Here is a 26,597-nt window from a genome sequence, read left to right on the forward strand (position 1 = left end):
TTGATCAAGAGGACAGGGCAACAACAAGTGAGCACGCAAGCCGACGCCGGGCATCCGGACGAGAACACCTACAGTTTCGCCGACATTGAAGCCCGGTGGCCCGCGGAGTGGGACCGGCTCCAGCCGTTCAAGCCCGCCGACGACGGATCCCGGGAACGCAGGTACGTGCTGGACATGTTCCCGTACCCGTCGGGCGACCTGCACATGGGTCACGCCGAGGCGTTTGCGATGGGCGACGTCGTCGCGCGCTACTACCGTCAGCAGGGGTTCGACGTGCTCCACCCGATCGGCTGGGACTCATTCGGGCTGCCCGCGGAGAACGCCGCTATCCAGCGCAACGCCCACCCGTCGGAGTGGACCTACACGAACATTGACACGCAGGCGAATTCCTTCAGGCGTTACGCGATCAGTGTCGACTGGTCACGCCGGCTGCACACGTCCGATCCCGGCTACTACCAGTGGACGCAGTGGCTGTTCCTGCGGTTCTTCGAGAAGGGGCTGGCCTACCGCAAGGATTCGCCGGTCAACTGGTGCCCCAAGGACCAGACGGTGCTGGCCAACGAGCAGGTCGTCAACGGTGCCTGCGAGCGCTGCGGCACCCCGGTCACCAAGAAGAGCCTGAACCAGTGGTACTTCAAGATCACCGATTACGCTGACCGCCTGCTGGACGACATGGATCAGCTGCGGGGCCACTGGCCCGAGCGGGTCCTGGCCATGCAGCGCAACTGGATTGGCCGCTCCGAGGGCGCGCACGTCGACTTCGTGATCGAGGAGGCCGACGGGCAGTCTGCCCAGAGCGTCCCGGTGTTCACCACCCGGCCGGACACGCTGCACGGCGCCACGTTCTTTGTGGTGGCAGCTGACGCGCCGCTGGCCCTGGACCTGGTCACCGAGTCCCACCGTGCCGAGCTGGTGCAGTACCGGGAGGCCATCAAGTCCCTGTCGGAGATTGAACGCCAGTCCACCGAGCGCGAAAAAACCGGCGTGTTTACCGGCCGCTGGGCCGTCAACCCGCTGAACGGCGAGAAGCTGCCCGTCTGGGCTGCCGACTATGTGCTGGCCGACTACGGCACGGGCGCCATCATGGCGGTACCTGCGCACGATCAGCGCGACCTGGACTTCGCGAAGGCCTTCGACCTGCCGGTCAGGATGGTCGTGGACACCGGCGCCGAGGACCCTGCGGTGTCCGGCATCGCGACCACCGGCGATGGCACGCTGGTGAACTCCGGCGAGCTGGACGGGTTGGGCAAGGATGAGGCGATCGCCCGCGCGATCGACCTGGTCGCCGAACACGGCACCGGCGAGCACACGGTTAACTATCGGCTGCGCGACTGGCTGCTGTCCCGGCAGCGGTTCTGGGGTACCCCCATCCCGATCATCCACTGCGCCACGTGCGGCGAGGTGCCCGTCCCCGACGACCAGCTGCCCGTCACATTGCCGGAGGACCTGCGCGGCGGGGATCTGTCGCCGAAGGGCACGTCCCCACTGGCCGCCGTCGAGGACTGGGTGAATGTGCCCTGCCCGCAGTGCGCCGGTCCCGCGAAGCGGGATACCGACACCATGGACACCTTCGTCGACTCCTCCTGGTACTTCCTGCGGTTCGCGTCGCCGGACACCACCGATGCGCCGTTCGACACCGACGCCGTGAACCGCTGGCTGCCGGTCGGCCAGTACGTGGGCGGCGTGGAGCACGCGATCCTGCACCTGCTGTACAGCCGGTTCTTCACCAAGGTGCTGTATGACCTGGGCCTGATCGGTTTCACCGAGCCATTCTCGGCACTGCTGAACCAGGGACAGGTCCTCAACGGCGGCAAGGCCATGAGCAAGTCCCTCGGCAACGGTGTGGACCTGAGCCAGCAGCTGGACAAGTTTGGCGTGGACGCGATCCGGCTCACCATGGTGTTCGCCTCCCCTCCAGAGGACGACGTCGACTGGGCTGACGTGTCGCCGTCGGGCTCGTCGAAGTTCCTGGCCCGCGCCTGGCGGCTGGGCCTGGACGTGACGAGCGCGCCCGACGGCGATCCGGCCAGTGGGGACCGCGCGTTGCGGTCGATCACCCACCGGACCGTCGCGGACAGTGCCGCGCTGCTGCAAGGCAACAAATTCAATGTGGTCATTGCCCGCGTGATGGAACTGGTCAACGCCACCCGCAAGGCGATCGACTCGGGCGTCGGCGGCGCCGATCCGGCTGTCCGCGAAGCCACCGAGGCGGTCGCGATCATCCTGAGCCTGTTCGCGCCCTACACGGCCGAAGACCTGTGGAACCGGCTGGGCCACCCCGCCTCCGTCGCCACGGCTGGCTGGCCCGCCGTTGACGAGGCACTGCTGGTGCAGGACACGGTGGTCGCCGTCGTGCAGGTGCAGGGTAAGGTCCGTGACCGGCTCGAAGTATCGCCGGATATCACCGAGGATGCGCTGCGAGAGCTGGCCCTGGCCAGCGACCAGATCCAGAAGACCCTCGATGGCAGGGGAATCCGGACCGTCATCGTGCGGGCTCCCAAGCTGGTCAACATCGTTCCGGAGTAACCCATGCGGGCCGACAAAGCAGCGCAGCCTCCCGTAGTACAGCCTCAAGCGGTGCAGGCCGACCCAGCCCAGCTTGAGGCGGTACGGGAGGTTTCCGCGCAGCCGAAGGCCACTGCGGGGGCGTGGTACTCGATGCGGTGGCTCGAACGCCTCTGGGTCCGTCCGTCCGGATCGCGCTCGGCGGCGGAGGCCAGCGCCGGGCCACGGATCGCCGTCGTTACCGATTCGGCGGCGGCGCTTCCGCCGGAGTGGCTGGCCGCCGGCGGCGCCGCTCGAGGTGTCGTCGTGGTTCCCATGCCGGTGATGATCGCCGGAAGGATCTTCGGCGAAGGCACCGACGACCTCACCGGACCACTGTCGGTGGCACTGGCGGAGGGCGCGGAGGTGCGCACCTCCCGGCCGTCGCCGGGGCAGTTCGAGAGCGTTTACCGGAGGCTTGAGGCCGAAGGTGTGACGGGAATTCTCTCGGTGCACCTTTCGGGTGACCTCTCCGGTACCACGGACGCCGCGCGGTGGGCAGCTGCAGCCGTCTCCATCCCGGTGGAGGTTCTTGACTGCCGCACGGTCGGGATGGCAATGGGATTCGGGGTGGCGGCCGCCCAGGCTGGCGCGCGCGGCGGGCTCGACCTCGCCGGTGCAGCGGCGGTAGCCCAGGCCGTCTGCGACTCCTCGACGCTCCGGTTTCTGGTGCCCAGTCTGGAACAGCTGCGCAAGGGCGGGCGCATCGGTGCAGCAGCGAGCATGCTGGGAACCCTGCTGAACGTCAAACCGATCCTGAGCGTTCAGGACGGGCGCATCCTGCCGCTTGAAAAGGTCAGGTCCACCGCCAAGGCCACTGCCCGGCTGCTCGACCTGGTGGAGACGGACATCGCCGGCCGGCCCGACGCGGTGGTGGCGCTGCACTACTTCGGCAATCAGGCCCAGGTACAGGAGCTGACGACGACCCTCCAGCAGCGCCATCCCGGGATCCGCACCGTCCTGGCGCAACTACCGGCAGTCCTGGCCGCCCACACCGGGCTCGGGGTGATCGCGATCGCCGTCGCGGGGGAGATTGACGACGCCGACTCCTCCTCCACAACTTCCTGACTTTTCCTGTCCTCGCACACATAGGGTGCCGCCTCCAGGCCACCGCCGGACGGCGAATCCTAGGCTCGTCGCATGGCCAGACACCGCTGGGCCACCAGCGCTCCATCGAGGGGCGGGTTCAGTTTCCCGCAGGACCGTGAGGGTCAGCCGGCAGAGCCCGTCACCTTTGACACCCTTGAACCCTCCGACGACGCAGCTCCGCACGCGGGGGCGGGGGCGGCGGTGGGGGTGCAGGACGCTGCCAGGCGCGGACGCCAGTGGGCGGTGGGCCGTGGTGCGGCGCTCGTAGCCCTGGGGCTGGCCCTGTCCCTAGCCGTGGGCCTGTTCTTTCTGCGCGGCGGTGCTCCCTCGGAGGTGACCTCAATCGCGTTGGACCGCCCGACCTCCGGACAGCAGGGAGGTGGGGCAGCGGCTGGACTATCGGATGCCGCACAGTCCGGCACCGCTGAGGCCAGCGAATCCCGTCCCGGTGATTCCCAGCCCGAAGATTCCCCACCCGGTGATCCGCCGCCGGGGGAGCTGGTGGGGTCTGATGGTTCCACGGTGGCGCCGGGCTCTGCAGGGTCTGGTGCTGGATCGGCCGGGGCTGGATCGCCCGGCGCGGTGTCGGAGCCTGGCCCTGGTTCCCAGCGGCTCATCGTGCATGTGGCCGGTGCCGTCAGCCGCCCGGGGATCGTCGAACTTGATGCTGGCTCCCGCGTCTTCGAGGCACTGGAGCAGGCCGGGGGAGCGTTGCCCGATGCTGATCTCGCAGCCATCAACCTGGCCTCACCAGTGCAGGACGGCCTGCAGATCCGGGTGCCCGTGCGGGGCGAAACCCTTCCCCCGGTGGTTGCCGATCCTCCTCTGCCGGGCCCCGGGAGTCCCGATCCGACGGCGACGGGTCCTCCGGGTACGCCGGGAATCGTCAACATCAACACGGCCGACACCGCTGAACTCGAAACACTCCCGCGGATCGGTCCGGTCCTCGCCGAACGCATCATCGCATGGCGAACCGATCACGGCGGCTTCAGCAGCCCCGAGGATCTGGACGCGGTACCCGGGATCGGCGAAGCGATGCTCGCCGCCCTGGTCCCGCTGGTGACGGTGTGAGCCGCACCCGGCCGAGGGGAGGACGATGACGTCGCACCGTCCCTGGACCAGGTACGTGCAGGCGGCCACCGAGCCTGCCGCACGGACTGGCCAGCGTGAGCGGACCACCCCCGATGCACCGACGGCCCCGGGCGGTGTCCTGACGCCGAATCCACCCTTGAAGCGTTCAGGCGGCTGGCGGCGGCCCCTTGCCGTGGTTCACCGGATGACTACACGGACGGGTGCTCCGGGCCGGGACTCCCGGGCATCCGGGGCGGAGTCCCGGCCCAGAGACTACCGACTCCTGCCGGCCGCCGCGGCAGCCTGGGTCACTGCCGCCGCGGTGATCCGACTCAACTCTTCCGCCGCGCTCCTTTGTGCGCTGGCCCTCGCCGGACTGGCCGTCGGTTGCGGCCTCGGCTGTCTGACGTCAGGCTGGCTGAGGCGGAGTGCCAGGCTGGCCGTCCTGCCCCTCGCTGTTGCCGCGTTGGTCAGTTTGCCCGCATCCGCCAGCATCGCGGTGCGCACCGCTGGCCCAGTCTCAGGCGCCGTGCAGCAGCAGGCGTCGATCACGGCAGTCCTGAACGCCACCTCCGACGCGGTGCTGATCAGCCCGGACCGCTACTCGGGGAAGGACCGGTTCCTGGTCGAGGCGGTGCTCAGCGCAGGTGTCGTTCGCGGCGAGTCGTTCACCGCCAACACGCCGGTGGTGGTCATCGGCCCGGCCTCGTGGCAGCAGGTTGCCGCTTCCGACACCATCCGTGCGGCGGGTCGCCTGCTGCCTACCGGGCCTGGCGACAGGGCCGTGGCCCTGCTGATCGCGCAAACCGGCCCTCGGGTCAGCCCGCAGAAAGGACTGGCCAGCTACCCGGCACAGCTCAGAACCAGTTTCGTGGACCTTGCGACGCAGGTCGCGGGGCAGGATGGGCTGCTGCCCGGGATGGTGATCGGCGACCGCAGCGGTCTCGACCCGTCCCTCGAACAGGACATGCAGACCACCGGGCTCACCCACCTGACCGCGGTGAGCGGCGCCAACTGCACCTACCTGCTGGCCTTCGTGTTTCTCGGTTCCCGCGCACTCAGGGCACCCCGCCTGGTGGCCGCCGGACTGGGAATCATTGCCCTGATCGGCTTCGTGATCCTGGTCCGGCCCGAACCGAGTGTGTTGCGTGCTGCGGTGATGGGCGGCCTCGGTGTGGTCGCGGTACTGACGGGCCGAGGCAGAGTGCCCTTCGCGCTCCTGCTGCTCGCCGTCGTCGTCCTGCTCACCGCCGACCCGTGGCTGAACAACTCCTACGCCTTCATGCTGTCGGTCGCCGCAGCGGCCGGACTGATCCTGTTTGGCCCTGTTCTGGCGACCAGGCTGAGCACGTTCATGCCGCTTGCTGCTGCCCAACTGCTCTCCGTCCCGATCGCCGCGCAGCTGTGCTGCGCCCCGATCCTCACCCTCCTGCAGCCAACGCTCCCGCTGTACTCAGTTCCCGCCAACATCGCAGCCACCCCGGTGGTTCCCGTGGTCACCATTGTCGGAATGCTGGCGGTAGCCCTCCTAGCCATCGCCGAACCGCTCGCCGTACCACTGGTAGTAGTGGCGGGGTGGGGCGCTGACTGGGTGGGCTCGGTGGCACGGTTCTTCAGCGCCGCTCCCGGTGCTGCGGTGCCCTGGGTGGGCGGCGCAGCTGGCGCGATCCTGACCGGTGTGCTCTCGCTTGCCGTCATTCTGGCGGTGGTGTGGGGTCCGCGAGGGTGGTCAGCCCTCCGGAGCCGGGCACGACAGGGGCAAGTAAAACCGACCCCAGCCGCCGCGCCCAGGGATGTTCGACGGCCCAGAGATACTCGTCGGCCCAGGGTCGCGGGGCCGGCCTGGTTGGCGGTAGGCGTCGCGGTCGGCCTTGCAGCGGTCTTCCTGTGGCCGTTCCACCGTGATGGCGGGGACCGGTGGCAGTTGGCGGCGTGCGACGTGGGCCAGGGCGACGCCTTCGCCGTGCGAACCGGGGAGCACAAGGTAATCCTGGTCGACACCGGCCCTGAGCCAGACGACGTCGACGCCTGCCTGGACCGGCTAGCGGTGACCACCGTGGAACTACTGGTCCTCACTCATCTGCATGCCGACCACTACGGCGGCATCGAGGGAGTCTTCAGGGACCGGACCGTCGAGCGGGTTCTGTACTCGACGTCGGAGCCGGTCCTTCCGGTTGAGGTGACTGCCACAGTGATCAGCAATGCCCCGGACGATCGTGACGCCGTCGCTACCAGCGTGACACCCGAGAAACTGCGGGCAGGAATGAGCGGGTCGCACGGCGACGACGGACATGGGCGAGTCAGCTGGACGGTGCTCTGGCCGGAGCCGGGGACACGGCTCGGCTCGGAAAACAACTCGAGCGCGGTGCTCGAGGTCATCATCGACACACCCATGGACGGCGTGCTGTCGGTCCTCTTGACCGGTGACCTTGAGGAAGATGCCGCGGCGGCCCTGCTGCGCGAGAACCCGGACCTCGCCGAACGGGGAGTGCAGATCCTCAAGGTTGCCCACCACGGCGCGCAGAATGGTGGGCTGGAACTCGCACGCGCCGTCCGTCCACGGTTGGCACTGATCTCTGCCGGCCGTGACAATGACTATGGTCACCCCCACCCCAGCATCACCGATGGACTGTCCACGGCAGGGATTGCCGTGGCCCGAACGGACGAGCTGGGCACGTTTCTGGTCTCCATCCAGGACAACTCGTTGCGCGTCCGACGACACCGCGCCGTCCCGCTTTGCGGCAGGTGCAGCCCGTGGCACAGTTGACCGTGGACACCGGTCCAGTCACTGAATCAAAGCAGGAGCCCACCACGTGAATTCCAGACCCGCCGCAGCCCGCAGGGACACTCCCGGGACGTCCGGGGTGCACTGGCGTGCCGTGGCCCCCGCGCCGGTGGTCCTTCTCAGCGGACCGGAAACGTATGCCGCGGGCCAGGCAGTTGAGCGGATCCGGCGAAGCCTCAAGGACGCCCGCCCGGATCTGGAAGTGGTGCAATTGGACGCCGGCAAGTACGAGGTGGGAGAACTCATTCTCCACGGCAGTCCCTCCCTCTTCGGGGAAGCGAAGCTCATCGAAGTCACCGGACTCGCGCAGATGAACGACGACTTCCTGCAGGACGGCCTTGGCTACCTCAGCGACCCGGCGCCCGACGTCGTCCTGGTGATGCATCACAGTGGCGGAAACCGCGGCAAGAAGCTACTGGACGCCATCAAGGCTTCGGGCGCCACGGTGGTTGATTGCCAGCCGCTGAAAAAGGACTCGGACAAGACCGACTTTGTGGTCGAAGAGTTCCGGGCCGCGGGGCGCCGGATCGGCGGTGGTGCGCTCCGGGCCCTGGTCGCAGCGGTTGGATCCCAGCTGGCCGAACTGGCCGCAGCCTGCCACCAGCTGATCTCCGACACAACGGGTGAGATCACCGAGGAAACCGTCGAGAAGTACTACGGCGGACGCGTGGAGGTCACCGGCTTCAAGGTTGCCGATGCAGCGTTGGCCGGCAGGGGAGGACAGGCCCTGTCGATGCTGCGCCATGCCCTGGCCACCGGAGCCGACCCGGTCCTGCTGACCGCCGCGCTGGCCATGAAGGTACGTGCGGTGGCGAAGGTGCACCAGGTGCGGGGCAGCTCTGCGCAACTGGCGAAGGAGCTAGGCATGGCACCGTGGCAGGTGGACCAGGCCCGGCGCGACGCCCAGCGATTCAGCTCCGAGGGGCTGGTGCAGTGCATCCAGGTGCTCGCTGAGGCGGACGCGCAGGTCAAGGGCGCCTCCCGGGACCCGGTATACGCCGTCGAACACGCCGTCACGACCATCGCCCTCGCCGGCCGCGGCTGACTTCGCCCCCAGAACCCACAGAACCCACAGAACCCACAGAACCCACAGAACCCCGAACTCCCAGGACCACCCATCGAGTGGTGAGGTAGGGCGACTCATGAGGCGTTCAGCCGACCAGATCCACCGTCTCGGCGGAAAGGGCTAGGGGGGGAGGGGCGGAGTCGGGGGCGAGAATGGAATCCGAAGTGGCCAGCGCGTTAAACGACAGATGGCCGGCCCGAAGGCCAGCCATCTGGAAATCGTCGAACGGTCCGGCTCTGGTTAGAGAGCGTTGACCTTCTTCGAGATCGCAGACTTGTGGTTCGCTGCGTTGTTCTTGTGCACGACACCCTTGCTGACAGCCTTGTCCAGCTTGCGGCTGGCCGTGCGCATCGCACCGGTAGCGGCTTCCTTATCGGCGGTACCGATCGCAGTGTTGACGGCGCGGATGGCCGTCTTCAGCTCGGACTTAACCGAGTTGTTGCGCTGGCGCGCCTTCTCGTTGGTGAGAATGCGCTTTTTCTGGGACTTGATATTTGCCACGTATTTAAAACTCTCTTTGTATTGCGGACTGGTCGTGAGGGTAATTCAGTTCAACCAATGACTGAGCGGCGTGGGGATACCGTGGACGATTGGACTAAAGTGCCCGTCGACCTGCTCGGACACACAGCTGTCTAGATTACCAGAGATACGGGGAATAGTCCCGGCAGCCACCCCTCGCGCGTGCCGTCTCCATCGACAGACACTCTTGCCGGCCCGGTCAGGTCAAATCTGACTTAGCCGGCGGCACCACACGGGGTCAGTGAAGCCGTGCAACAACCCGATCGAATGCCGCCGGGGGCAAGACGGCTCCGATCCGGCGCACATCGTCCGGCGCCAGCTGGATGATGCGGTCGGTGCGTACCTCGCTGGGCCTACCCTTGCGGTCCCAAGGGCCCGCTCCGATGTCGACGTAGGCAGGGTCGGAGCCGTGCGCGCTGTTCCGGTCGCGACTGGTCAGCATCAGGCCGAGCAGCTTCTTGCCGTGTTTCCCGATCAGGAGGACCGGCCGGTCCTTGCCCTGGCGGTGGTCCTCCTGATAGGGGACCCACGCCCAAACAATCTCGCCGGCGTCGGGCCGGTTGTCGGGGCGTGGCGCGTAGCTGATCGTCGGGGTGCCCGTGAAGTCCCCGGCGTAGGAGGACGGGGTGCGGTGGGGCTTCGTCTGTCGCGGCGGGGCCTGCAGTGCCCTGACAGCGCGACGGGCGAACCGCAGCAGTGAACTGGCGTCAAAGGGCATGCGGTCCAGAATACAGTTCAGGTGATCGCCCGGATTCCAGAGCATTCGCCAGCTCGTGGGAGACTGTTAACTCAGCTGGTGCAAGAAAACCCGCGTACCAGCGAAGTTCACTTAGCTGGCGAACCCGGCCGTTGTCGTTATAACGGCTGCCGCGCAGCAGCCTTCGCAACAGTAAGGAATGTCCAGTGTCACCCAAGGCCCGCACTTCCCCAGTGCCCGCCGCCACTGATCCGGCGATCATCAGGAACTTCTGCATCATCGCGCACATCGATCATGGGAAGTCCACCCTGGCGGACCGGATGCTGCAGCTCACCGGAGTCGTTGAGCAGCGTGACATGAAGGCCCAGTACCTGGACCGCATGGACATTGAGCGCGAACGCGGCATCACCATCAAGTCCCAGGCCGTCCGGTTGCCCTGGGAGCTCGACGGCGTCAGCTACGCGCTGAACATGATCGACACCCCTGGCCACGTCGACTTCACGTACGAGGTTTCCCGGTCGCTGGCTGCCTGCGAAGGCGCAATCCTCCTCGTTGACGCGGCGCAGGGCATCGAGGCCCAGACCCTCGCCAACCTCTATCTGGCGATGGAAAACAACCTCACCATCATCCCGGTGCTGAACAAGATCGACCTCCCGGCGGCGCAGCCTGAGAAGTACGCCGCCGAGCTGGCCAGCCTGATCGGCGGCGAGCCGGAGGACGTCCTACGGGTATCCGGCAAGACCGGCATGGGCGTCGAGGCCCTCCTGGACCAGATTGTCCGGGATCTTCCGCCACCCGTGGGCAACCCGGATGCACCGGCCCGCGCCATGATCTTCGACTCCGTCTACGACACGTACCGTGGCGTCGTCACCTACGTCCGGGTGGTTGACGGCATGCTGCACCCCCGCGAGCGGATCCAGATGATGTCCACCCGCGCAAGCCACGAGCTGCTCGAGATTGGCGTCAGCTCACCGGAGCCCACCCCCTCCAAGGGGCTCGGCGTCGGCGAGGTGGGCTACCTCATCACCGGGGTGAAGGACGTCCGCCTGTCCAAGGTCGGTGACACCGTCACCAATCTGGCCAAGCCCGCCACGGCGTCACTTCCCGGCTACGCGGACGCGAAGCCCATGGTCTTCTCCGGCCTCTACCCGCTGGACGGCACCGACTATCCGGTGCTCCGGGACGCGCTCGAGAAGCTCATGCTCAACGACGCTGCGCTCGTGTACGAGCCGGAGACCTCCGCCGCGCTCGGTTTCGGATTCCGGGTAGGCTTCCTCGGCCTCCTGCATCTGGAGATCACCCGCGAACGGCTCGAACGCGAACACAACCTGAACCTGATCTCCACGGCACCCAACGTGGAATACCAGGTGACGCTAGAAGACAAGAAGCTCATTCACGTCACCAACCCCAGCGAGTACCCCACCGGGAAGATCGCAGAGGTTCGCGAGCCAATGGTCTCGGCGACCATCCTGGCACCCACCGAGTTTGTGGGCGCCATCATGGAACTGTGCCAGAGCCGGCGCGGGGTGATGGGTGGCATGGACTACCTCTCGGAAGACCGGGTGGAGATCCGGTACCGGCTGCCGCTGGCCGAGATCGTCTTCGACTTCTTCGACATCCTCAAGTCCCGGACCCGCGGTTATGGTTCGCTGGACTGGAAGGCCGACGGCGACCAGGCCGCCGACCTGGTCAAGGTGGACATCATGTTGCAGGGCGAACAGGTCGACGCTTTCTCGGCGATCACCCACCGCGACAAGGCCTACGCCTACGGCGTGATGATGACCGGCAAGCTGCGCGAACTCATTCCCCGCCAGCAGTTCGAGGTACCCATCCAGGCCGCGATTGGCTCACGGATCATTGCCCGCGAAAGCATCAGGGCCATCCGCAAGGACGTCCTCGCGAAGTGCTACGGCGGTGACATCACCCGTAAGCGCAAACTGCTCGAGAAGCAGAAGGAAGGCAAGAAGCGGATGAAGATGGTGGGACGGGTGGAGGTTCCCCAGGAAGCCTTCATCGCCGCCCTGACCACCGACGAATCCAAGGACAAGGTCAAGAAGTAGCAATGCCGAGTGCTCTGCCTCTTGGCCTGCCCTCGCCGGAGAACGGTCTGCTGCCGGAACAGGCGGCGGTCGGGAGCGCCGACCGCAAGCTGGGGCTGTACGTGCACATTCCGTTCTGCGCGGTGCGGTGCGGGTACTGCGACTTCAATACCTACACTGCGACCGAGCTGGGCGGCGGTGCATCCCAGGACCGGTACGCGGCGACGGTCAGTGCCGAACTGGACCTTGCCAGCCGTGTCCTGACCGAGTCGGGAACCGCTCCGCGGCCCCTATCCACCGTCTTCTTTGGAGGCGGCACTCCCACCCTGCTCCCCGCCGAGGACCTCGCGACCGTGCTGCGGACAGCAGTCGGGCACTGGGGGCTCGCCCCCGGCGCCGAGGTGACCACCGAGGCGAACCCCGACTCGGTCACCCCGGAGTCGCTTGCCGTGCTGGCCGGGGCAGGTTTTACGAGGGTGTCGTTCGGGATGCAGTCAGCGGTGCCCCACGTCCTGGAAGTGCTGGACCGCACCCACTCGCCTGAGCGGGTGCCGTTGGCCGTCCAGTGGGCTCGGGAAGCCGGGCTGCGCGTCAGCCTAGACCTCATCTACGGCACGCCGGGGGAGAGCGCCGCCGACTGGCAGCGGTCCCTCGATGCCGCCTTGTCCTACGGCCCGGACCACGTCTCCGCCTACGCGCTGATCATTGAGGAGGGCACCAAGCTTGCCGCGCGGATCCGCCGAGGACAGGTGCCCGACATCGACGACGATGACCACGCTGAAAAGTACGCGCTGGCCGAGCAGGCCATGGCCGCGGCCGGGCTGGGGTGGTACGAGGTCAGCAACTGGGCGCGCACCCCCGAGGACGAATGCCGGCACAACCTGGCGTACTGGCGGGGTGACGACTGGTGGGGCGCCGGTCCCGGCGCCCACTCGCACGTTGGCGGTGTGCGGTGGTGGAACGTGAAGCACCCCACCGCCTACGCGCAGCGGCTGTCCTCGGGCGTATCGCCGGCAGCGGGCCGGGAGATTCTCGACGCCGACACCCGGTACGTTGAGGACGTGATGCTCCGCGCCCGCCTCCGGGAGGGCCTGCCCACCAGTGCGCTGCGCCCGGAGGGCCGCCAGGCGGTCGCTGGGCTGATCGCGGACTCGCTGGTGGACCCGGCCGCAGCGTTCGCGGGCACTATCACCCTGACTGCCAGTGGCCGACTCCTCGCGGACGCCGTGGTCCGGCGGCTGCTGCCCGACTGACTGCCCGACTGCCCGCCGGTCTGACTGCCAGCCTGACTGACACGGATTCCAATAACCCGGCCAGCCAACTCGCATTCCGCTGGCCCCCGGCCGACTGGCTCGCGGCCTGGCTGGGCTGGGCTGGGCTGGGCTGGGCCGGCCTACTTGAAGAGCCGGAGATTCAGGGTGTAGCGGTATGGCCGGCCGCGGTTGACCTGGATACCGGCAATCGCTGACGAGAAGGCGATGGCCACCCAGATCAGCGCGTTGACGACGGCGAACAGTCCGCCGACCGTGGGCAGCATGGACAGCAGCCAGGCCGCGAACGCCAGCAGCGTCGGAGGGAAGGTGAAGTTGAACGCTTCCCGCGCTTCCTGCGCGGTGAACGGCCCACGGTTCTTGAAGATGAGCAGGATCAGCAGGGAGGGAATGAACCCCAGGATTCCGCCAAAGTGTGACAGGGTTGCCCACTGCCGGTCCTCGGACGCGGTCAGGGGGAGCGCATTCGCCGGGACGCCCTCGAAAGCGGACGAGGGCTGGCCGTGGCCGTCCGCGGATCCGTGTTGCTTGGGCTTCTCGGCGGGGTTAGACAACTGGACATCCTTCATTGCTTGCGGGGCCACCTGGGTAGGGGCCTTCCTCACTAGAGTACGTCTTTGCCCGGTGATAGTGCACCGTGGATCAGTCGGTCCGACCGGAAATTCCGGGATCGGTGAGGAAGTCAATCACTTCCTCCACCCGCCCCAGCAGCGACGGTTCCAGGTCGGCATAGCTGGTGACACAGCCGAGCAGCCGCTTCCAGCCGTGCGCGATGGCTGCCTTGTCGGAGTTGGGCCACCCGAGCCCGGCCAGGATGCCGGTCTTCCAATCCTGACCCCGCGGCACCACCGGCCAGGCGGTCAATCCGACGGCTCCGGGCTTGATGGCCTGCCACACGTCCACATAGGGGTGTCCGACGACGAGGACGTTGGCGGCGGCGCCCGGGACGTTCATGGCTTCCTGTGCGATGCGCTGCTCCTTGGATCCGGTGACCAGGTGGTCCACGAGGATGCCGAGCCGTCGATGGGGGCCGGGGGCGAAGGCCCGGATCATCCCGGCGAGGTCGTCGACCCCGTGGAGCGGCTCGACGACAATACCCTCCAGTCGCAGGTCATCACCCCATACTTTCTCGATCAGCTCGGCGTCGTGCTGGCCCTCCACCCAGATCCGGCTGGCGCGGGCCGTGCGGGCGCGGGCGCCGTCGACCCTGACGGATCCCGACGCCGTCACCCGGCGCGCCGGAGTGGCCGGGGCTACCGCTGGGGCCACGACTTCCACCGGGGACCCGTCCACATGGAAACCAAACCCCAGGGGGAAGGACTTGAGCTTGCCCCGGCGGTCTTCGAGCACCATTACGTGCATGCCGCCGGACTTCTCCACCCGGACCACCGCACCGACGTAGCCGCTCTGCACGTCTTCCAGCACCAGCCCGGCGCTGACCGGGACCTTGGGGAGTGGGACACTGCGGGGAGCTGAAATGTCCTGTGCTCCCCATTCGTAACTGGACATCGTCTTACTCGCTTCCCGGCTCACCGCTGGACGGTCCGGCCAGGGATTTTCAATGCTAACAATTCATCGGAAAGTACTAGACTTGGCACTTGGGTGTGTCGAGTGCCAGATCCGCTGAAGTGACGAGGAACCATGTTCGGAGGTGAAAAGTGAGCGAACCACGCCGGCTGGAGGTACTGCGTGCCATCGTCGAGGACTACGTGCATTCCCGGGAGCCTGTCGGATCGAAGGCCCTGGTGGAGCGGCATCAGCTGGGTGTCTCTTCCGCCACCATCCGCAATGACATGGCGGTGCTGGAGGAAGAGGGCCTGATCACGGCGCCCCACACCAGTTCCGGCCGCATTCCCACCGATAAGGGCTATCGCCTCTTCGTCGACCAGATTTCCGAGGTCAAGCCGTTGTCCGCGCCGGAGAAACGCGCCATCCAGGCCCTGCTGGAGGGTGCCGAGGATCTCGACGACGTCATGGACCGCACCGTCCGTCTGCTGTCCCACCTCACCAACCAGGTGGCAGTGGTGCAGTACCCCCATCTGGGGAGCGCCGCCGTCCGGCACCTTGAGTTCGTGCTTCTTGCACCGAACCAGGTGCTGGTGGTTCTGATCGCCACGAACGGCACCGTGCAGCAGCGTGTGGTACCCCTGCCGGAACCCGTCCCTGAGAACAGCCTCGCCGAACTCCGGCAGCATTTCCTCGGGTCGGTGGCGGGCACGAAGCTGACGTTCCTCCCGCAGGAACTTGCGTTGGCCGTGGCGACACTGCCGTTTCAGCAGCGCAGGGCGGGCACCGTCCTCGCGCGAACCCTGGAACAACTCGCGGGTATCAACCGCGAGGACCGGATTGTGATGGCTGGTACAGCCAACCTGGCCCGATCCACCGTAGACTTTCCCCTGAGCATTGGGCCGGTGCTGGAAGCACTCGAGGAACAGGTGGTCATGCTCCGCCTCCTCTCCGAAATGAAACACGATGCGTTTGGCGTGTCGGTGCGGATTGGGCGGGAGAACCCCCATGGCGGCCTCGCCGAAGCGTCGGTGATTGCCACCGGGTACGGCCCCGACTCGTTGGCGAAGGTGGGAGTCCTCGGACCAACCCGGATGGACTATCCCACGTCGATGTCGGCGGTACGCGCGGTGGCCCGTTACCTGTCCCGGATCCTCACGGACTAACCGGACGCCCGGCACGTAAGAACTTTGACGGCAACAATCGAACCTTTCGAAGATGGGGCGCTATTGCCCCATCTCGACCAGTGACACAGGAAGTGAAGTGCAGGAGTGAGTAATCACTATGAAGTCCTCGGTGTGAACCGCGATGCGAGCGGCGAGGAGATCAAGAAGGCCTACCGCAAGCTGGCACGGAAGCTTCACCCGGACGTCAATACGGGACCCGACGCCTCGGAGGAGTTCAAGTTGGTCACCCGCGCGTACGAGGTGCTGTCCGACCCGCAGAAGCGCCGGGTGTATGACACCACCGGCAACGAGAACGGAACCGACAACGGTTTCGGTGGCGGGCACGCCGGCCAGGGCTTTGCCTTCCAGGATATTTTCGAGACCTTCTTCGGTGGGGGCGGACCCAGCGGACCGCCGTCGCGCACGCGCCGGGGTCAGGACGCGCTCATCGCGGTCCGCATCGACCTGGTCGACGCGGTGTTCGGGATCAACAAGAAGATCGACGTCGAGACCGCCGCGGTCTGCCCCACGTGTGATGGCTCCTGCTGCCAGCCAGGGACCTCGCCGCGGACCTGCGACATCTGTGGTGGCTCCGGTCAGGTGCAGCGGGCCGTCCGCTCCATTCTGGGCCAGGTCATGACCAGCGCCACCTGTGGCACCTGCCAAGGGTTTGGCACAGTGATCCCCAACCCCTGCCATGAGTGCAACGGCGACGGCCGGGTCCGCAGCCGCCGCAGCCTCACCATCAAGGTACCAGCGGGTGTCTCCACCGGAACCCGGATCCAGCTCGGCGGCCAGGGTGAAGCCGGCATGGCCGGCGGACCGCAGGGTGACCTGTACGTGGAAATCCGGGTCAACCCGGACGCCACCTTCCTGCGCGAGGGAGACGACCTGCACGTCACCCTCAGCGTCCCAATGACCGCTGCCGCACTCGGCACCTCCCTGAACTTCGCCTCGTTCGACGGCGACCAGGAGCTGGGCATCAAGGCGGGCACCCAGTCGGGCGAGATCGTGACACTGCGCGGACTGGGAGTGACCCACCTGCGCGGCTACGGGCGCGGTGATCTCAAGGTCCACCTGAACGTCGAAACCCCCCGCAACGTCGACCAGGCGCAGGAGGAACTGCTCCGTAAACTGGCCGAACTCCGCGGCGAGGAGTTCGTCGAGGGACAACTTGCCAGCAACGGCTCAGGGGTATTCGCGAAGCTGCGGGAGCGGCTGGGTAACCTCTAGGCGTGAGCAACGCACTGTACTTTGGCGACCCCGATGCCGTCTCCGCCGCCGCTCCCGGATCCCGCTTCGTCCTGACCGGTGCGGAGGCCCGCCACGCTGCCACGGTGAAACGGGTCACCGTGGGCGAGGCCATCGACGTCGCCGACGGGCGTGGGCGCAGGCTGACGGGTACCGTTGCCGAGAGCAGCGGCCAGAACGTCACGCTCGAGGTCAGCACCGTCGACGACGAACCAGCCCCGGCCACAGCGCTCGTCCTCGTTCAGGCGCTGGCCAAGGGGGACCGTGATCTCCAGGCGGTCGAGGCCGCCACCGAGCTGGGGGTGGATGCGGTGGTGCCTTGGCAGGCGGACCGCAGCATTGTCCGCTGGCGCGCGGAGAAGGCCGTCAAGGGCCGGCAGAAGTGGGAGTCGACCGTCTGGGGCGCGGCCAAACAGTCGCGGCGGGCGCGGCTCCCGGAAGTGCACAGCCTCCATGACAGCCGGTCCCTCGCCGGCTGGTTGGCCGGCGTTGACCTGGCGTTGGTTCTGCATGAGGAGGCCGTCGACGGGCTGGGAACGTTCGTCGGGTCAGCTGACCAACAGGTGCCAGACATCGTCGCGGTCGTCGTGGGTCCGGAGGGCGGAATCAGCACTGCGGAACTGGAGCTGTTCCTGTCGAAGGGCGCTCATGCGGCGCGAATGGGCGATCATGTGCTGCGTTCCTCGACGGCCGGCCCGGCCGCGCTGGCCGTTCTGAACCAGCTTCTCGGCCGTTGGTAGCGACGCCCCCTAGCCGAGGTCGAAGCGCTTGGTGTCGGCGTTGAGTTCCTTATTGTTCTGTTCGGGGTCGTCCTGGTCGGCCGCGGGGCGGTCAAAAACTGTGACCTCATAGTCGCCGGGCTCCAGGGCAACGGTGAATTCGAACAGGCCCGGGGAACCGGGGCCCTCGTCCAGCCCCACCGTCCCACTCCGGTACGGTTTGAGGTCGACGCCGACCACTTCGTCGATCCGCCAGTACAGCACGGCATCGTCGGACACGCCGCTGCCGGATACGGTGATCTCCGGCTGGTCGCGAACCTCGCCGTGCTGTGGCTCGATCACCCAGATCGGCGCCAGCAGTGCCGTGTCCCGCTGCATTTGCCCGCCCAGCTCGATGTGACCGAAGGCGTTGAACCCGGTTTCCCCGTCGACCAGGATGACGACGCTGCTGGGATCGCCGCCGGAGACGAGGCCCGAGCTGGCGGCTGCAGCGCTGGCGGTATAGACGAGCTGCTGGACCGCCCGGTAGGCGGAGCCCTCATCGATCCGCGTGCCGAACGCGTCGCGGGAAATATCAACGGTAATGATGTTTCCGGGTGAGATTGAGGCGCTGACGGTGCCAGCCGGTGACCACGAACCGAAATAGTCGGGGTCCAGTGGTGCGCTGGTGGTCATGGCCTGCACGGCGGCGGCGATCGGATCCCCGCCCTGCTCACCTTTGAGGAACTCGCGGTACAGCAGTATGCTGCCGTTGTTGTCGCCCATCCAATAGACGGGCAGCAGGTTGGAGCCCGCGGCGGTGGCCGGTGGGACCGCCGAGTGGGGGTCCGACGTCGGATCCGTCACGGTGCTCACCTGTGCGGGAAGGGAGGTCGCGGCGTCAGTGCCGTCCACCGGGGTGCAGCCGCTCAGGCCGAGGCCAGCCAGCGAGATCAAGGCTGTCGCGGTCAGGGTCCTACTCCGTCGGCGCCCGCGATCGCCAGGCTGAAAGGACCACTCCATCTGCGTCCTGTCCTTTCCCTGTCCCGCTCATCCATGTTTAAAAGACGTCGCTTGCGTTATTCGCTGAAGCAACGTCTTCCAGCTTTACATACGGTTACCGGGCTCAGACGGGGTGTAGCCAAGTCGTCACTGGACTGAGACAGTATTGAAACCGTGCCGTTGCCCGGTAGTGACCAACTGCTTCCTGAGTGCGGCAGCAGGCCACCGATCCGACGGATCAGCCAGGAGTGGAAACTCCTCGGAAGGGGGCCGGGTGACGTAAGATTGGCTGCGGACGGGTGCCGTCAGTTACCGATTCAAGGAGAGATGGAAGGCCGCGAAGGCCGATTATATGACCGATTCTTCAGTTGGCATTAGCGCAGTGGGGCTCGACACGGTCGTGATCCACTTCGATTCGACGGAACAGATGGTTCAGGCGCTGGGGACGAACGATGAAGCCTTGCGGCTGATCGAGAGTACCTTCGTGGGGGTCAACCTGCATGTGCGGGGCAACGAGCTGTCCATCACCGGACCCGCCGTCGACGTGTCACGCACGGAGCGGCTCATCTCCGAAATCCGCACCCTCGCCGCGAACAACACCACAGTCAATCCACAGGTTCTCCGGCAGCTCCTTTCGATGCTGAAGGATCAGTCGATCAGCAGCCCCTCGGACGTGCTGACCATGAACATCCTGTCCTCCCGCGGCAGGACCATCAGGCCCAAGACGCTGAACCAGCGCGACTATGTCGAGGCGATCGACCGGCACACGGTGGTGTTCGGGATCGGCCCGGCCGGTACCGGGAAGACCTATCTGGCAATGGCCAAGGCTGTGCAGGCGTTGCAGCACAAGGAAGTCAACCGGATCATCCTCACCCGCCCGGCGGTGGAAGCGGGCGAGCGGCTGGGGTTCCTGCCCGGCACCCTCAGCGACAAGATCGACCCGTACCTGAGGCCCCTCTACGATGCCCTCCACGACATGATGGACCCTGACACGATTCCCCGGCTGATGGCTGCGGGCACCATTGAGGTGGCCCCGCTGGCCTACATGCGCGGACGCACCCTCAACGACGCGTTCATCATCCTGGACGAGGCGCAGAACACCACGCCCGAGCAGATGAAAATGTTCCTCACCCGGCTCGGCTTCGGCTCCAAGATGGTGGTCACCGGCGACATCACCCAGGTGGACCTCCCCGGCGGCACCAACTCGGGCCTGCGGGTGGTCAGCGAAATCCTCCAGGGGGTCGACGACGTCAGCTTCCGAACCCTGGACGCCTCCGACGTCGTCCGGCACCGGCTGGTCGGCGACATCGTGACCGCCTACAGCGTCTGGGATGAGAACCAGCGGGCGTCGGCCGCCCGCGACCACCGGGGCCCGCGGGCACACGCGGGAGGCAAGGCATGAGCATCGAGGTCAACAACGAATCAGGGATCGACGCCGATGAGGAGAACCTGGTCCGGCTGGGACGGTTCCTCCTGGACAGCCTGTACGTCCACCCCGAGGCAGAGCTGTCGATCATCCTCGTCGACACGGTGGCGATGGAAAAACTCCATCTCGAATGGATGGACGAGCCGGGACCCACCGACGTCCTGTCGTTCCCCATGGACGAGCTCCGTCCCGGCACCGCCGGCCGGCTGACCGCGGCAGGTGTTCTCGGCGACGTGGTCCTCTGCCCCGAGGTGGCGCAGGAGCAGGCCGCGAAGGCTGGGCACTCCACGGGCGAGGAACTGCTCCTTCTGACCACCCACGGGGTGCTGCATCTGCTGGGGTACGACCATGCGGAACCCGACGAGGAGGCTGAAATGTTCGGCCTCCAGCGTCGCCTGCTGGCCGACTATCTGGGCGGAAAAGCGCCCGAGGAGACTGTCAGTTGATCATTTGGGTCCTCGCACTCATGGCGTTGGTGTTTGTCCTCGTTGCAGCGCTGGTCACGGCCGCCGAGGCCGCCTTCAGCTATCTGCCCCGCCAGGAGGGCGAGGAACTGCTGCAGGGCAAATCCGGCCGCGCACTGGAGCGGATTCTCGCCTCGCCCATCGCCCACATGCACGCGCTCCGGTTCTGGCGGGTCTGGTTCGAGATGGCCGCCGCCGTGGCAGTCGCCATCCTCTTCCACGACATCCTCGACAACGTGTGGATTGCCGGCCTGCTGGCCACTGCCACCATGGCCGCGGTCGGGTTTGTCCTCGTGGGTGTGTCGCCCCGTCAACTGGGTCGCACCCACGCCAGCACAGTGGTTCCTGCCACGGCCGGACTGGTTCGTTTCCTGTGCGGGGTCCTCGGGCCGGTGCCACGCTGGCTCGTCTCCCTGGGCAGCTCCATCACCCCGGGAGCGGCCCGCGCCGAGGCGGCCTTCTTCACTGAAGAGGAGTTCCGCGAACTGCTCTCGCGCGCCAACGACGCGGAGATGATCGAGGACAGCGAGGCGGAACTGATCCACTCCGTGTTTGAACTGGGCGACACCAAGGTGCGCTCCGTCATGGTGCCGCGCACCGACATGGTGTCCATTGAGACCGGGTCCACGCTGAAACAGGCGATGTCGCTGTTCCTGCGCTCGGGCTACTCCCGCATTCCCGTCATCGGCGACAGCGCCGACGACATCATCGGCATCCTCTACCTCAAGGACGTCGTCGCCCAGCTGCACGGTCCCGATGAACGGGACTCGGATCCGGTGGACGGCGTCTGCCGGGCGGTGCGCTACGTCCCGGAGTCAAAGCCGGTGAGCGATTTCCTGCAGGAACTGCAACGCGAATCCACCCACGTCGCCATCGTCATCGACGAGTATGGCGGCACCGCGGGCCTGGTGACCCTCGAGGACCTGATCGAGGAAATTGTCGGCGAGATCGTGGACGAGTACGACTCCGAAGTACCCGAGCTGGAACAACTCGGCAACGGCGAATACCGGATCAGCTCACGGATGGGCATCGACGACCTGGGGGAGATCTTCCACGTCGATCTGGAGGACGACGAGGTGGACACGGTGGGCGGTCTGCTCGCGAAGACACTCGGCCGGGTGCCGATCGTCGGCAGCGAGGTCACCGTTGGCAGCATCGGACTGCGCGCCGAACGGGTCGAAGGCCGCAGAAACCGGGTATCGCACATCATTGTGCGGAAGCGGGAACCCGCGAACGACGACGACGGCCGGGATCGACATCCCGCACAACTTCAAGGACACGGCGGAATATCATGAGCGAAAAACAGCACCGGGCCGGGTTCGTATCCCTGGTCGGCCGTCCGAATGCCGGCAAATCGACATTGACCAACGCGCTGGTGGGACAGAAGGTGGCCATCACCTCGTCCAAACCGCAGACCACGCGGCACACCATCAGGGGGATTGTGCACCGGGAGGACTCCCAGCTGATCCTCGTTGACACGCCGGGGCTGCACCGTCCCCGCACTCTCCTGGGGCAGCGGTTGAACGACCTCGTGGCAGACACGCTCGCCGAAGTGGACGCGATCGGTTTCTGTATCCCCGCCAACGAGCCGATCGGGCCGGGCGACAAGTTCATTTCCCAGCAGTTGTCCCGCCTGCAGCGCAAACCGCTGATCGCCGTCGTGACCAAAACCGATCTGGTGGACCGTGCCGCCCTGACGCGGCAGCTGATGGCTGTCGTGGCCCTGGGTGAGGAGGTGCTCGGTGAGGACGGATGGGCCGACGTCGTCCCGGTGTCTGCCGCCGACGGCTTCCAGGTGGAGACGGTGGGGGACGTGTTCGTGTCGCACATGCCCGAATCCCCGCCCCTGTACCCGGGTGGTGCGCTGACCGATGAGCCGGAGGCCGTGATGGTCGCGGAACTGGTCAGGGAAGCGGCCCTCGAAGGCGTCCGCGATGAAATGCCGCACTCGCTCGCTGTGGTGGTCGATGAGATTGTTCCCCGGGAGGGCCGGAGCGCGGACAACCAGCTGCTCGACGTCCGGGTGAACCTTTTCGTCGAGCGTTCCTCCCAGAAAGCGATCATCATTGGTAAGGGTGGTGCCCGCCTCCGGGAGGTAGGCACCAACGCGCGCAAGAGCATCGAAGCCCTGCTGGGCACGCGGATCTACCTCGACCTGCACGTGAAAATCGCCAAGGACTGGCAGCGCGACCCCAAGCAGCTGGTGCGCCTGGGGTTCTAGGCCGGGCACTACCCGGCTCCAGCAGTCGTTGACTGAGAGGCTGGGACTGGTTCTCTTTGCCACCGTCTACCAGCTACACTCGACCGAAATTCTCCGAAAGGGCCGCACCGAATGAGTCCCCGATCCGCCGATGCCGGCCACCCCGCCGAGGGCGCTGCGGCGTCTCCGGGTGGGCGCCACCTCGGCCGGTCGGCGCCTCAGACCGTCCTGAAGATCATTGCCGGTGTCCTGGCCACGGTGCTCATCGCCGGTGCAGGGTTCGCCTCCGTCCAGCTGCTGCGGTTGCAGGGCAACGTGCTGACCCAGCCCCTGAACCTTGGCACCGATCAGGACGGCGACGACACCGCCAATATCGACCGGGACCCCGTGCAGATCCTGATCCTCGGGACCGATACCCGGGAAGGGTCGGAAAACGCCGCGTACGGCGGCGAGGAGTTCACCACTGAGACCGGCAACTCCGATGTCATGATGATGATGCACCTGTCCGCTGACCGGGAGAACGTCACGATGGTCAGCTTCCCCCGCGACCTCCTGGTGCCGCTGCCGGCCTGCCTCGACCCTGAATCCGGGACGCTCAGCCCGGCGCAGGATCTCGCGATGCTCAACGGTGCGCTCGGCAATGGTGGGCCTGGCTGCACCGTCGCCGCGATCAACGAACTGACCGGCCTGAAGATCGACCACTTCATGATGGCCGATTTCAAGGCTGTAAAGGAACTCTCCTCGACCCTCGGCGGCGTCGAGGTCTGCGTGAACCAGGCCATCGAGGACACCTACTCCGGGCTCAGCCTGCCCGCTGGCACCTCCGAGGTGGAGGGTGAGCAGGCGCTGGCCTTCCTGCGGACCCGCCACGGTTTCGCCGACGGCGGCGACGAGGGGAGAATCCGGGCTCAACAGTCGTTCATGGCGTCAATGGCCCGCAAGATCACCGAGGAAGGAACCCTCAACAACCTTCCCCGGATGTACGCGATCGCCGAAACCATCACCAGGAATCTCACCGTCGATGACGGGCTGAGCCAGATTCCCGACCTCCTGCGCCTGGCCGATCGCCTGAAGGACGTCGACCTGGCGAAGGTGGCCTTCGTGACGATGCCCGTGCTGCCCTACGAGCCGGACCTGAACCGGCTGGTCCCTGACGAGGAACGCGCCGCCGAACTGTTCGAGACCCTCGTGGACGATCGCAGCATCATCGACGCCGCGGAACCCGCGCCGTCAGCTGCTCCTGACCCCTCCGCCTCACCCGGCCCCTCAGCCTCTCCCGAACCATCCGCCCCAGGTGAGGCGTCCCAGGAGCCCAGCGGAGAGCCCTTCGCTGAGGAGGAACCCGACTTCGATCCCGCCGCAGTCCCGTTCACCGTCATTGACTCCTCCGGAGAAACCGACCGGGGTGAGGAAATCCTGGAACTGCTGCAGGGCGAGGGCTACACCCAGGCGGTGGTCAGTGAGGACTCCGAAACACCGGCAACCCAGCTGTTCGTCGGTCCGGGCTACGAGGCGATCGCAACAACGGTGGCCGAACTGTTTGGGCTCGCCGATGTTCAGGTGTTGTCCAGCCCCGCCACCGTGGGGCTCGCCCTGAGCGTCGGCGCCGACTTCACGAGCGGCAGCACCGTCACGACGGAGGGCCTGCCGCCCGAACTGTCAGGCCAGACTGCTGACCAGGTGACCTGCCAGTCGTCGTTCGGCTCGTAGCAGCTACCAGATCCGGACCCGCTGGTCGGGGTCCAGCCACAGCTGATCCGCCTCGGTCACGCCAAACGCGTCATGGAACGGGTCCAGGTTGCGCACCACCTGATTGCACCGGAACTCGTTGGGGGAGTGCGGATCGACGGTCAGCCGGCGGACGGCCTCCTCGCCGCGGATCTTCTGCCGCCAGCACTGGGCCCACGAGATGAAGAACCGCTGAGCGCCGGTCAAGCCATCAATGACCGGCGGTTCCGCGCCGTCCAGGCTCAGCAGGTAGGCGCGGTAGCCGATGGACAGCCCGCCCAGGTCGCCGATGTTCTCGCCAAGGGTGAGCTTGCCGTTGACGGTGTGTCCGGGAGCCTCGGCCGGGCTGAGGCGATCGTACTGCTCCACCAGACGCGCGGTGAGTGCGTCGAAGGCGGCCCGGTCCTGGTCGGTCCACCAGTTGTCCAGGCGGCCACTTCCATCGAACTGTGAACCCTTATCGTCAAATCCGTGGCCGATCTCGTGGCCGATCACCGCGCCGATTGCTCCGTAGTTGACCGCCGGATCGGCGTCGACGTCGAAGAACGGCGGCTGCAGAATGGCTGCCGGGAAGACGATTTCGTTCATGGTGGGCATGTAGTAGGCATTGACGGTTTGCGGTGTCATCAGCCAGTTGCCGCGGTCGATCGGTCCACCGAGCCGGGCGAGCTGGCGATCCAGTTCGAAGGCTGTCGCGCGGCGGACGTTCCCGTAGGTGTCGCCGTCGACGATTTCCAGTTCCGCATAATCGATCCACTGGTCGGGGAAACCGATCTTGGTGTGGAACCGTTCCAGCTTGGCGAGGGCGCGCTCTTTCGTCTCTGAGGTCATCCAGTCGAGCGAGGTGATGCTTTCCCGGTAGGCGGAAAGCAGGTTTTCGACCAGCCCCAGCATGATGGCCTTGTGGGTGGGTGGGAAGTGCCGGTTCACGTACTCCCGTCCGACGGCCTCTCCGACGGCCCCCTCCACCAGGGCAACACCGCGCTTCCAGCGGTCTTTGATCTGCGGTGTGCCGCTGAGGTGAGTGCCGTAGAAGGCGAACGCTGCGTCAACGAACGCGCGGCTGAGGTACCCGGCCGCGTGCAGCAGCACCCGGGTGGTGAGCCAGCTTTTCCACACCGAGAGGTCTCCCGAGGCCAGGAGCCGGTCCACTGCGGCCAGATACTGGGGCTGGCTGACGATCAGCTCGTCGATGCCGTCGGCGTCGCGGGTCAGGGTCCGAAGCCACGGGCCGCTGAACGGTGCCAGCTCGACGACGGCGTCCAGGCCCAGCAGGTTGTAGGTGGCCTGCGGGTCCCGCCGGGCGACCGCATCCATATGGGCAGCCGCGAGTTGGGTTTCCAGTTCGAAGACGGCCTTGGCCCGTCCCTCCGCGTCGTCCACTCCCGCTTCCTTGAGCAGGGCGAACAGGAGGGACCGGTACTCGGTCCGCGAGGCTTCGAACTTGTCCTCCCGGTAGTAGGACTCGTCGGGCATGCCCAGCCCCGACTGGTAGAGGTGCAGCAGGTATCTTTCGGGGTTGCCGGCGTCGTTGCTCACGTAGGGCAGCGCCAGCCCGGCGATACCGGTCCGGGAGAGTTCGGCGTCCAGCGCGACCAGGGCCGCCGTTGACTCGACCGCGTCAATCCTCTCCAGCAGGGGAGCCACCGGGTCCGCGCCGACCCGCTCAATGTGGTCCTCGTCCATGAAGGAGCCGTAGAGCGCCTTGATCCTGAAGTTGTCGCCGGACGGAGAAGGCGTCGCCGCCGCGTCCTCGATGATCTGGCGCACGGCCAGTTCGGCAGCATCCCGGAGCTGGGTGAAGGCGCCTTCCAGCGGCCGGTCTGCCGGAATATCGGTGGTGCTCAACCAGCCACCGTTGACGTGCCGGAACAGGTCATCCTGAACCCGTTCCTCAGTACCGGTTGCCGTGTGGGTGGTCCCTGCCGTTGTCATGGTTGTCCTCACTGGTGGGGTGAATTCGGGGGTGCGATGAAGTGAAATCGATCCGGATTCCATCCTATGCTCCATGCTAGGGTGGGCTTGTGCGCGCAGAACTGCTTCTCCTTAGCTGCCGCGGCGGGGCCAGAACGACT

21 protein-coding genes are annotated in these 26,597 nt (G+C 66.5%); 15 read left to right on the top strand and 6 right to left on the bottom strand.

All coding sequences use genetic code 11. From position 1 onward, the window contains the following. Nucleotides 1–27: 27 nt before the first annotated feature. The 5 genes from leuS to holA all read left to right on the top strand — a co-directional run bounded on the left by leuS (nucleotide 28) and on the right by holA (nucleotide 8,534). Complete coding sequence (leuS, locus tag H4V95_RS08550) at nucleotides 28–2,526, top strand: leucine--tRNA ligase (protein ID WP_395939830.1); 2,499 nt, start codon at nucleotides 28–30, stop codon at nucleotides 2,524–2,526. Nucleotides 2,527–2,529: 3 nt separating this feature from the next. Then, on the top strand, nucleotides 2,530–3,612 hold the full coding sequence (locus H4V95_RS08555; RefSeq protein WP_245345630.1) for a DegV family protein: 1,083 nt from the start codon (nucleotides 2,530–2,532) through the stop codon (nucleotides 3,610–3,612). 72 nt (nucleotides 3,613–3,684) lie between these two features. Beyond that, a complete protein-coding gene (locus H4V95_RS08560) occupies nucleotides 3,685–4,704 on the top strand; it encodes a ComEA family DNA-binding protein (protein ID WP_209729897.1) in 1,020 nt (339 codons plus the stop codon). Nucleotides 4,705–4,729: 25 nt separating this feature from the next. Next, on the top strand, nucleotides 4,730–7,471 hold the full coding sequence (locus H4V95_RS08565; RefSeq protein WP_209729899.1) for a ComEC/Rec2 family competence protein: 2,742 nt from the start codon (nucleotides 4,730–4,732) through the stop codon (nucleotides 7,469–7,471). 46 nt (nucleotides 7,472–7,517) lie between these two features. Next, nucleotides 7,518–8,534: a DNA polymerase III subunit delta gene (gene holA, locus H4V95_RS08570; protein ID WP_312883983.1), complete on the top strand. Its 1,017-nt coding sequence runs from the start codon at nucleotides 7,518–7,520 to the stop codon at nucleotides 8,532–8,534. 261 nt (nucleotides 8,535–8,795) lie between these two features. Here the strand turns inward: holA and rpsT are convergent, their stop codons facing one another. Further along, nucleotides 8,796–9,056, bottom strand: coding sequence for a 30S ribosomal protein S20 (gene rpsT / locus H4V95_RS08575; RefSeq protein ID WP_209729901.1), 261 nt, complete (start codon nucleotides 9,054–9,056; stop codon nucleotides 8,796–8,798). 256 nt (nucleotides 9,057–9,312) lie between these two features. Next, nucleotides 9,313–9,792, bottom strand: a complete 480-nt coding sequence (locus H4V95_RS08580; RefSeq protein WP_196866156.1) for a type II toxin-antitoxin system PemK/MazF family toxin — start codon at nucleotides 9,790–9,792, stop codon at nucleotides 9,313–9,315. A 185-nt stretch (nucleotides 9,793–9,977) separates the two neighbouring features. On the opposite strand from H4V95_RS08580, the gene lepA reads away from it, so the two are divergent. Beyond that, entirely contained in the window at nucleotides 9,978–11,831 is a 1,854-nt protein-coding gene (lepA, locus tag H4V95_RS08585; protein ID WP_196866155.1) for a translation elongation factor 4, read from the top strand. A 2-nt stretch (nucleotides 11,832–11,833) separates the two neighbouring features. Continuing rightward, nucleotides 11,834–13,063: a radical SAM family heme chaperone HemW gene (gene hemW / locus H4V95_RS08590; protein WP_209729904.1), complete on the top strand. Its 1,230-nt coding sequence runs from the start codon at nucleotides 11,834–11,836 to the stop codon at nucleotides 13,061–13,063. Between the two features lie 140 nt (nucleotides 13,064–13,203). On the opposite strand, the gene H4V95_RS08595 is transcribed toward hemW, so the two are convergent. Beyond that, a complete protein-coding gene (locus H4V95_RS08595) occupies nucleotides 13,204–13,650 on the bottom strand; it encodes a DUF4870 domain-containing protein (RefSeq protein WP_196866221.1) in 447 nt (148 codons plus the stop codon). A gap of 73 nt (nucleotides 13,651–13,723) precedes the next feature. Next, a complete protein-coding gene (locus H4V95_RS08600; RefSeq protein WP_196866153.1) occupies nucleotides 13,724–14,590 on the bottom strand; it encodes a DUF3097 family protein in 867 nt (288 codons plus the stop codon). Between the two features lie 149 nt (nucleotides 14,591–14,739). Here H4V95_RS08600 and hrcA point away from each other — a divergent pair, with 149 nt between their 5' ends. The 3 genes from hrcA to H4V95_RS08615 all read left to right on the top strand — a co-directional run bounded on the left by hrcA (nucleotide 14,740) and on the right by H4V95_RS08615 (nucleotide 17,744). Beyond that, complete coding sequence (gene hrcA / locus H4V95_RS08605; protein ID WP_196866152.1) at nucleotides 14,740–15,753, top strand: heat-inducible transcriptional repressor HrcA; 1,014 nt, start codon at nucleotides 14,740–14,742, stop codon at nucleotides 15,751–15,753. 105 nt (nucleotides 15,754–15,858) lie between these two features. Continuing rightward, complete coding sequence (dnaJ, locus tag H4V95_RS08610; protein ID WP_196866151.1) at nucleotides 15,859–16,986, top strand: molecular chaperone DnaJ; 1,128 nt, start codon at nucleotides 15,859–15,861, stop codon at nucleotides 16,984–16,986. 2 nt (nucleotides 16,987–16,988) lie between these two features. Beyond that, nucleotides 16,989–17,744 (top strand): 16S rRNA (uracil(1498)-N(3))-methyltransferase, encoded by a 756-nt coding sequence (locus H4V95_RS08615; RefSeq protein ID WP_196866150.1) that lies wholly within the window; start codon nucleotides 16,989–16,991, stop codon nucleotides 17,742–17,744. 9 nt (nucleotides 17,745–17,753) lie between these two features. On the opposite strand, the gene H4V95_RS08620 is transcribed toward H4V95_RS08615, so the two are convergent. After that, on the bottom strand, nucleotides 17,754–18,725 hold the full coding sequence (locus tag H4V95_RS08620) for a GerMN domain-containing protein (RefSeq protein ID WP_209729906.1): 972 nt from the start codon (nucleotides 18,723–18,725) through the stop codon (nucleotides 17,754–17,756). Nucleotides 18,726–19,056: 331 nt separating this feature from the next. On the opposite strand from H4V95_RS08620, the gene H4V95_RS08625 reads away from it, so the two are divergent. The 5 genes from H4V95_RS08625 (at nucleotide 19,057) to H4V95_RS08645 (ending at nucleotide 24,504) form a co-directional block, all read left to right on the top strand. Then, complete coding sequence (locus H4V95_RS08625) at nucleotides 19,057–20,106, top strand: PhoH family protein (RefSeq protein WP_209729907.1); 1,050 nt, start codon at nucleotides 19,057–19,059, stop codon at nucleotides 20,104–20,106. Beyond that, nucleotides 20,103–20,576, top strand: coding sequence for an rRNA maturation RNase YbeY (gene ybeY, locus H4V95_RS08630; protein ID WP_196866147.1), 474 nt, complete (start codon nucleotides 20,103–20,105; stop codon nucleotides 20,574–20,576). The genes H4V95_RS08625 and ybeY overlap by 4 nt, the downstream gene beginning before the upstream one ends. 20 nt (nucleotides 20,577–20,596) lie before the next feature. Continuing rightward, nucleotides 20,597–21,889, top strand: a complete 1,293-nt coding sequence (locus tag H4V95_RS08635; RefSeq protein WP_395939870.1) for a hemolysin family protein — start codon at nucleotides 20,597–20,599, stop codon at nucleotides 21,887–21,889. Continuing rightward, entirely contained in the window at nucleotides 21,886–22,815 is a 930-nt protein-coding gene (gene era / locus H4V95_RS08640; RefSeq protein ID WP_196866145.1) for a GTPase Era, read from the top strand. The genes H4V95_RS08635 and era overlap by 4 nt, the downstream gene beginning before the upstream one ends. A 111-nt stretch (nucleotides 22,816–22,926) precedes the next feature. Beyond that, nucleotides 22,927–24,504: an LCP family protein gene (locus tag H4V95_RS08645; RefSeq protein ID WP_209729911.1), complete on the top strand. Its 1,578-nt coding sequence runs from the start codon at nucleotides 22,927–22,929 to the stop codon at nucleotides 24,502–24,504. 3 nt (nucleotides 24,505–24,507) lie between these two features. Here the strand turns inward: H4V95_RS08645 and H4V95_RS08650 are convergent, their stop codons facing one another. Beyond that, nucleotides 24,508–26,457 (bottom strand): M13 family metallopeptidase, encoded by a 1,950-nt coding sequence (locus tag H4V95_RS08650; RefSeq protein WP_209729913.1) that lies wholly within the window; start codon nucleotides 26,455–26,457, stop codon nucleotides 24,508–24,510. Between the last annotated feature and the right edge of the window lie 140 nt (nucleotides 26,458–26,597).

Source organism: Arthrobacter sp. CAN_C5 (assembly GCF_017875735.1).
Lineage (GTDB): Bacteria > Actinomycetota > Actinomycetes > Actinomycetales > Micrococcaceae > Arthrobacter_D.